Source organism: Caldisphaera sp. (assembly GCF_023256325.1).
In the GTDB taxonomy this organism is placed as follows: Archaea; Thermoproteota; Thermoprotei_A; order Sulfolobales; family Acidilobaceae; genus Caldisphaera.
In genome coordinates, this window is the sequence record NZ_JAGDXI010000019.1 from 1 (window position 1) to 7,346 (window position 7,346).

Annotated in this window: 8 protein-coding genes; 6 read left to right on the forward strand and 2 right to left on the reverse strand. The window is 28.6% G+C overall.

All coding sequences use genetic code 11. The annotated features are described in order from the left end of the window. On the forward strand, nucleotides 1-385 hold a 385-nt coding region (locus tag Q0C16_RS03130; RefSeq protein WP_292319584.1), incomplete at its 5' end, for a nucleoside recognition domain-containing protein. A gap of 245 nt (nucleotides 386-630) precedes the next feature. Here Q0C16_RS03130 and Q0C16_RS03135 read toward each other — a convergent pair. Further along, nucleotides 631-1,290: a DUF3834 domain-containing protein gene (locus tag Q0C16_RS03135; RefSeq protein ID WP_292319585.1), complete on the reverse strand. Its 660-nt coding sequence runs from the start codon at nucleotides 1,288-1,290 to the stop codon at nucleotides 631-633. Nucleotides 1,291-1,416: 126 nt separating this feature from the next. Here Q0C16_RS03135 and Q0C16_RS03140 point away from each other — a divergent pair, with 126 nt between their 5' ends. After that, a complete protein-coding gene (locus Q0C16_RS03140; protein WP_292319586.1) occupies nucleotides 1,417-2,079 on the forward strand; it encodes a LysE family transporter in 663 nt (220 codons plus the stop codon). A gap of 183 nt (nucleotides 2,080-2,262) precedes the next feature. On the opposite strand, the gene Q0C16_RS03145 is transcribed toward Q0C16_RS03140, so the two are convergent. Continuing rightward, nucleotides 2,263-2,445 carry a hypothetical protein gene (locus tag Q0C16_RS03145; protein WP_292319587.1) on the reverse strand — a complete coding sequence of 61 codons (183 nt, stop codon included), beginning with the start codon at nucleotides 2,443-2,445 and terminating at the stop codon, nucleotides 2,263-2,265. Nucleotides 2,446-2,805: 360 nt separating this feature from the next. Between Q0C16_RS03145 and Q0C16_RS03150 the strand changes: the two genes are divergently transcribed. The 4 genes from Q0C16_RS03150 (at nucleotide 2,806) to Q0C16_RS03160 (ending at nucleotide 7,283) form a co-directional block, all read left to right on the forward strand. Further along, a complete protein-coding gene (locus Q0C16_RS03150; protein ID WP_292319588.1) occupies nucleotides 2,806-4,443 on the forward strand; it encodes a hypothetical protein in 1,638 nt (545 codons plus the stop codon). A gap of 290 nt (nucleotides 4,444-4,733) precedes the next feature. Beyond that, nucleotides 4,734-4,967 (forward strand): AbrB/MazE/SpoVT family DNA-binding domain-containing protein, encoded by a 234-nt coding sequence (locus Q0C16_RS07980; protein ID WP_367117899.1) that lies wholly within the window; start codon nucleotides 4,734-4,736, stop codon nucleotides 4,965-4,967. Continuing rightward, complete coding sequence (locus tag Q0C16_RS03155; RefSeq protein ID WP_292319589.1) at nucleotides 4,936-5,391, forward strand: PIN domain-containing protein; 456 nt, start codon at nucleotides 4,936-4,938, stop codon at nucleotides 5,389-5,391. The genes Q0C16_RS07980 and Q0C16_RS03155 overlap by 32 nt, the downstream gene beginning before the upstream one ends. Nucleotides 5,392-5,558: 167 nt before the next feature. Next, nucleotides 5,559-7,283, forward strand: coding sequence for a hypothetical protein (locus Q0C16_RS03160; protein ID WP_292319590.1), 1,725 nt, complete (start codon nucleotides 5,559-5,561; stop codon nucleotides 7,281-7,283). Nucleotides 7,284-7,346: the final 63 nt, after the last annotated feature.

Sequence of the window (7,346 nt, forward strand, 5' to 3'; positions counted from 1 at the left end):
CTCAGCGCTTGGACCTCACGGTATAACTTTTAATATAGAAAATTCTTGGTTAGCAATAGCAGGAAAAGAAATTGAACCAATATTCGCACCATTAGGGCTTCCATGGCAAGTATCTGTTATGCTTATGGGAGGTTGGATATTTAAGGAAGTAGTATTAGGCCTCATGGCTTTATTTGGTGGGTTCACGCTAATAAAGTCACTAAGTATTGCATCTGCACTTGCATTAATGGTTTTTATAGCATTTTACTCATCATGCATAGCTACTCTATTATCATTAGCTAAAATTGTAGGTTGGCATAGAGCTTTACTAAGCCTGATTGTTCAATTTGTAGTTGCATACATCTTTTCTTATATTACATATAGCTTGATATCTATATTAGGATAGATGAAAATATGTTTTGTTTTTAAGATTATGTTACTCTTTATTTCATTAATTTTAAATAAGAAAAACTAGGTTCATTAAATTTAACAACTTAATTAAAATATCCTCTGTTGATTTATCCTTGTTTTGCTATAACTACTCATTTGTTTGAAAAATTCTTTGTTGATTTAAAATTTAGCACTTTTATTTTAGAGACAAGTAGAGATTTCATATTGATTCGATGATATTGTGCTAATTATAAAATAAAATCAGGCTTTTGTATATTTTTTAACTAATTCTATAAACGAATCAATATTTTCTGCTGGTTTGAAGAAATATTCAGCATTTGTAATTATCTTATATACAAAATCGCGTGGAACATCTACAGGAAGCCTTGACACTATTCTATCAGCGGCCTCCTCAGGATCCTTTTTTGCTATGTTTATTCCTAATTCGTATGCATCTTTTACTGGTTTTATTAGTTCTTTTTTGTTAATGCTTAGCCCACAAGCACCCGGGGCGCTTACCATTGATTCAAGAGTTTTCTCAGGCTTTACTAATGCTATGCTTACTACTGCGCTATTTAATTCTCCAGAATTAAGCAAATTAAGCAATTGTTGCCAGCTGTCAGCATAAATTATCTCTCCTTTTATATTATATTTATCCATTGCAGCCTTAACAAGTATTTCTCCTGCAGATCCTTTTCTAAATACTCCAATCTTTGGTCCTTTTAGCTTTGGATGTACAGCTAATAATTCCTTAACTGTTATGAAATCTACTTTAAGCCCTCTTTTTATTAAAGATGTTATAGAATCTGCAATTACATCAGAATAGCCTTCTTTATCAAAATCTATTGATATGTCGGCTTTATCTTCAGCAAGTATAAGAGGGTAAGAGACTGGACCTGGCGCAGCCATTATTTTTTGCATGAATTTTCACCAAAGCATATAAGCTAGGATAATTATTAAGCATTCCTATATATCTTTAAAGCAAATTTTAATTTGATATACTAAAATTTATAAATTGTAGTAATTTAGGTAAGAGCGGTGCAAAGGTTGGAACTGTATTATCTAATAATATTAACCATAACGTTAAGTGTTTCAGGAGCATTTTCTCCTGGACCATTAACTTTCTCAGCAATAGTAGAAGGCTCAAAGGGTTCATGGTTTAGCGGTTTTAAAGAAGCATTTGGTCACTTGCTTTTTGAGCTGCCTTTTGTTGTAGCTCTAGCTTTTTTATTGCAACAAATAAAGGCATTATTAGACGATGCTCTTATTAAGTATGTTTTAAGTTTTATACTTATATCATTTATAGTTTACTTCTCTTATATGGTTATAAAGGATGGTTATAGTAGGCTAAAGGATAATGGCTTTGTGTCAGACCAAGGTTTTTCAAACGGTTCAAAAATTGTTAATAGACCTGTTATAACAGGTTTCTTATTAACTGCATCTAATCCTTTGTTCCTATCATGGTGGGCTACTGTAGGCTTAATTCTAATTTTATCAGCAACTTCATTAGGTTTCATATTTGGTATTTCTATAATGTATGCGAGCCATGTATGGATGGACTTTGTATGGCTTGGCATGATGGGAATTATAGGGAAGTCAGGGAGAAAATTCTTGAGCAATAAGCACTTCGGTATTTTCTTGATTATAATGGCATTAATCATGCTCTATTTTGGTTTGATGGCTTCCATACAATTGATCTATTATAAATGATTTTTTCAAAGAAAAATACATTATGTTTTAAATAAAAAGCTATTATAATATTTGTTTTAGTAGTTTTAATTTATTACAATAAAATTATTTGTAATATAATTCTCTTAAAAAAGTGTTATTATAGAAAATTTAATTATTTAAGACGATAAACTAAATTTTGATAAATGTAATAGGCACAGTCAATTATTTATTGTGTTTTTTTGCTTTTCTTTTAGGAACAGCATGAGGTGGCTCAGGTATATTATTTTGTATAAATATTGTTCTTTCAAATTCTTCTGGTATAATTAGGTGTAGTACATTGTCGCTATTATTTCGTTTGGTAACTTCTTTGTCTTTATCTAAAGTTATTCCCAAATTACTCACCACTTTAGCACTACTTTAGGTGTACTGTAGCACTTCATATAATTATTATTTTTATAAGTTTATAAGTTTATAAGCCAGGATTATAAAATTATACCTCTTATCATAATTTTCTAAAATTTACATTAATATGATTTTTAATATATATGGATTATTTTTTAAATTACGATTCATAATATCATATATTAATAAACTATTTAATTATTAAATTACTAAAACCTTTATATGAAAGTAACTCAGCTTATTGTATGAGTAAGTTTATAAGTTTACGTTTTGAGAGGTTCTAATTTATTACAAATTTAATATTAATAATTCTTTATAATTATAGTAATTTTTGATTTAATAAACAAAAATATTTATATGCTTGTGGAATTATTTTTGATAACGTGGGCAAAAGTGGGTAATGCCGAGCGAAAAACAGTTAATATTAATTCTGATAATGTTATAGTAGAAATCAAAGATGAAAAATTAGGCAAAACAGGTCTTTTATATTTACCTAAAATGGCCATTGTCGTGCAAGGTAACAAAAAATATTTATCAAAGAATGATTATAAAGAAATTATTCTTAGAAATGACAGTACAATAGAATTGCATTTGGAAAAAAGTATAGAAGGAAAGTATGAACCAGAAAAAATAGTTCCTGATATAGATGTTGCAATTTTAAAATATGATGATGATGGTTTTCATTCAATATTTCCAATAAAGCTTGAAATTATAAAACGTAATAGATTAAATTATAATGAAAGTCAACAAAATCAATATATATGGGAAATGATTGTTAAGTTATACATCTATTTTACTCCTACTATTGAAAGAGTTAGGATAATATATGAACACGAAGGCCCACTTAGAGCTTATGTAAAATATGAGCTAACTCTTAGAAACGACTCTCTAATTGAGGTCAAATATTTCTTTCTAAAACTTCCAAAACATTTTAAAGGATTAAAGATAAAGGATGAAGAAGGTAAAATACTTTCATATTTCTCTAGATCTACTGTTAAAAAAATTTTTGGTATTGATATACCTGAAAAAATTAATTTTGTTATAGTCCAACTCGGAACTATAGCACCATCAAATATGAAGACTATTACTTTTGAAACATATGAAAGTCCAACAGCTACAGAAATTGCAACGGTATATGAAGCAAATTTTAACCTAGGCCCCGGCGACAAAATACAAATCAACATAATCCCCCCAGAAAACTATCAAGTCCTTTTAAAGTTACCTCATGGTGACTTTGTTCAATGTAGATATAATGAAGATAGATATAATGAAGAATTGTTAGAAAAGGGGGATAGATCAAAAACAGAATTGCATACAGAAGAATGGCATAATTGCTCTTCTTATAAAAATGAAAAAGAATTTTATCTAAAATCAACATCTATTGTCGATGTTGGATTTAGAAATATACAGAGAGGTCAAAATGCGGATCAGCAAGTAGCGAGTATAAAGTTAAATTACAAGCTAGATTTAGAAGAGAATTCAAAAATATTCTGGGATTACATGATTGCAATGTTATTAATGACAACAATTCAATTAATTTTAATAGAATTATGGAAAGATCTAAAGCTTTTCTCTTTTTATTATATAAAAAATTTGCCACAAGGGTTATCTTATGAAATTTTAATTACAATATTAGGAGGTATCATTAGTTTATTTATATTTAGTGCTTTCGTTGAAGAAACAAGCCTTGAAGAAACAAGTAATTCTATTTTTGCAGAAAGAATTTTTATAAAAAGAATGATGAAATTTGATTATTTTAAGAGATTGATAAGGAGAAAATATACTTGGATTTATCTTATTTTAAGTGCGTTTTTGATAGCTGAAGGAGGAGTAAATTACTCAACTGCTCATGGACCGTTCCAAACTATTGAATTGGCATTAACTGCTATTGCTGGTGCCACATTTGCCTTAGTTGATAAAAATGTACGAGGTACATATAGAAGGGTATTAGTATTAACAACAATGTTGGCCCTTCTTGCGCTGTTACTTAATGCTATATGATTTGGAATCCTTTGACTTTCATATAAAAATTTCTCCAATAAATTTTGCTAAACTATAATTTTAAGAAATCTAAATTTCTTAATAGGTTAAATAATACATTGTTATAAAGAGCTAGAATTTTACATTGTTAACCCCCCGGTTAACAATAAGAGCAATTTAGTTTTAATTAGTAGACAAGTCTTTATTTTTGATTAATAATTTTTTTATGATATTATACTAAGTTAGCATTATTTATAAGGCTTGATTAATTCTTATAACTGGGTGGATCAGAAATTTCAGAAAATCGGATTATTTATGTTAGACAGAAAAGAACAATAGTTATACCAAAAGATATAGCTGAAAAGTTAAATATAGATGTTGGTACTCGTTTACTTTTAAAAGTTTACGATGATAAAATTGAAATAAAGCCATTACCGGATGCAGTTACTATATCTTTAAAAGGAAAAAAGCTAGGTAAAATAACATTAAAAGAACTTGAAGAGGAGAGCATAATTGTCCAAGAAGAATACGAGAACAAAACCTAAATTGCTGATAGATACAACATTTCTTCTTCCTGCATTAGGATTTGAAGTTGAAGAAAATGCAATGAAAGCGATCGAATTATTTAGAAAGTATGATATATATTATATAGAATTTGGAATATTAGAGGCAATGTGGAAAATACTGAAAATCATAAAAAGTGAACAGCTAATAATTGTTTATCAAGGATTAGAGGCTATAAGAGAAACATATAAAAAACTTGAAGTTCCTATTGAAGCGTATGTTGATTCTTTTTCTTTTTATAATAAAGGCCATAAAGATATTATTGATGCAATATATTATTTTACTTCAATATATTCAAAAATCCCATTATTGACTATTGATGAAAACTTAATTGAATTTTTATTAAAAAACGGATATAATACAGATTTATTATATAGACCAAGTGATCTTAATAAATTGCTATGAATAAACTATTATTTTAATTAATAAACATGATAAAGAACTATTATATAAAATAATAATTATAGATAAGGAGATTTAAAAGCTTTTCAATGTTTAATGTTAAAGTTTTTCATTCAATTTTATTCGCAAAGTAAGAAATATATATTATCTTATTATTTTATTCTTAATAGGTGATAGATACGAAATTAAACAGATATTCTAAAACAATTTCTGCCGTTATTATCATTTCTATTATCATAGCAATAGTATTTTCTCCATTGTTTAACTTATATCTTTTTGGTATAAGGCCTAAAAAGGATACATTAACAATTTATTCTATTTATGAAAAAGGTGATGATTCTCAAATAATTAAAAATGCCTCATATTCGGTATGGGTTTTTTACCCAACTAAAAACGGAACAGTTTTTCAAAGCATTTATAATGGTACAGGAGGTATTATAAACATAAACATGTCCTCATTAATAAATTGGGCAAAATCTTGGATAAAATATTATGGTTATGATTCAATTTTTTCTTTCATGCCATCTCTAATAATATTTTCTTCATATGAAATAAACCCAAATAATACTGTTGAGATAATTACCCAACAAGAAATGGTTCCATTAAATTTGAGCTATCCTTTAAATGGTAAAGGATATGTTGTTAGTATAGAGTTTTCGCACCCACTTATAAGCAAAATAAATGAAAATAGTGAAAAGAAAATAAGCAATAACAATACAGTTAGTTTGGAAGCAATACCAATGCAAACAACAAGTACAACAACAATAACTTTACCCCCAACTTCATATATTGAACCTCATGTAACTACAACAATAAGCGGCTTACTTTATGTTGGAGCCCTATATTTTTCACCCAAAGTAATTTCATGGTATCCCAATAATACTGGTATAGCACCGATAAGCTTAGCTATTGCTTTGGCAGAGCCTAACTATGAATATAATACAACGTTCTCTGAACTAGAGATAAATACGATTTTTGCAGACGCTTATATTAATGAGGAGAGCTTTAATGCGGTATCTATTGCAAGCAATGCATTTTTATCATCAGTTGATTATGCAGAATTAAATGAAATTAGTAAAGCAATGAACTCACTTTTCCCAATAATACCTGGGGCAACGTTAACGTTTACTCAAGTAAGTCAGGTATATTCTGCTAATAACATTTTTACATATACTTTGATAGGTAGTAAGGAAGATATTGGTCAGTTATATGTATTGGGTCAAACTGCTTTGATAAACTGGACTGTTTATGATGCAATGAATGAACCAGTTTCCTGGTTACTAGGAATGCAATTAACAGCTTTACAAGTATTAAAAAGTTACAGTTCAATTGCTCCGGCATTATATAGCTGGGAAGCTTATGATCCATGCATAAACATTAGTCAATGGGCAAAGGAATATAATGGCATAATATGGGATAATCAGGCTGGTCAACCAATACCTATATCTGTTATAAATTCAACTTGCCCAATACCTAATACTCCTGCACCTGTTGATTGGCAGGACTATGAATATAATACAACCTTAAATACAACTGTAGGTCCAAGTACAAAAATATTATACTCTTATGTTAATTTAGAGAAAAGCGATGTACCATCAACTATTGGTTCAGTATTAGATGTTGGGTCTGCATTAGCATCTACCGCAGGTATCGTTTCTCTAGCCTCAGGTATAGGAGCACCAGTAAGCTCTGTTGCTTTCACCATTTCGGGCATTTTAAATTCAATTCAATTTAGCAGCAATTCCATCGCTTTACAAATAGTTCAGATAACTGTGAATAACAGACTTCCCATTGCTACTTCAGTCTATTATTCTAACATGACGCCTCTATACATAATGAATGGTGTTAATAATTATACATTACCCAGGGAATTGATATTAATAAATGCTTCATAATTCATTTTTATGAATTTATATTTAATTTTCAAATAAAATAAATTATATAAAAATAATAAAATT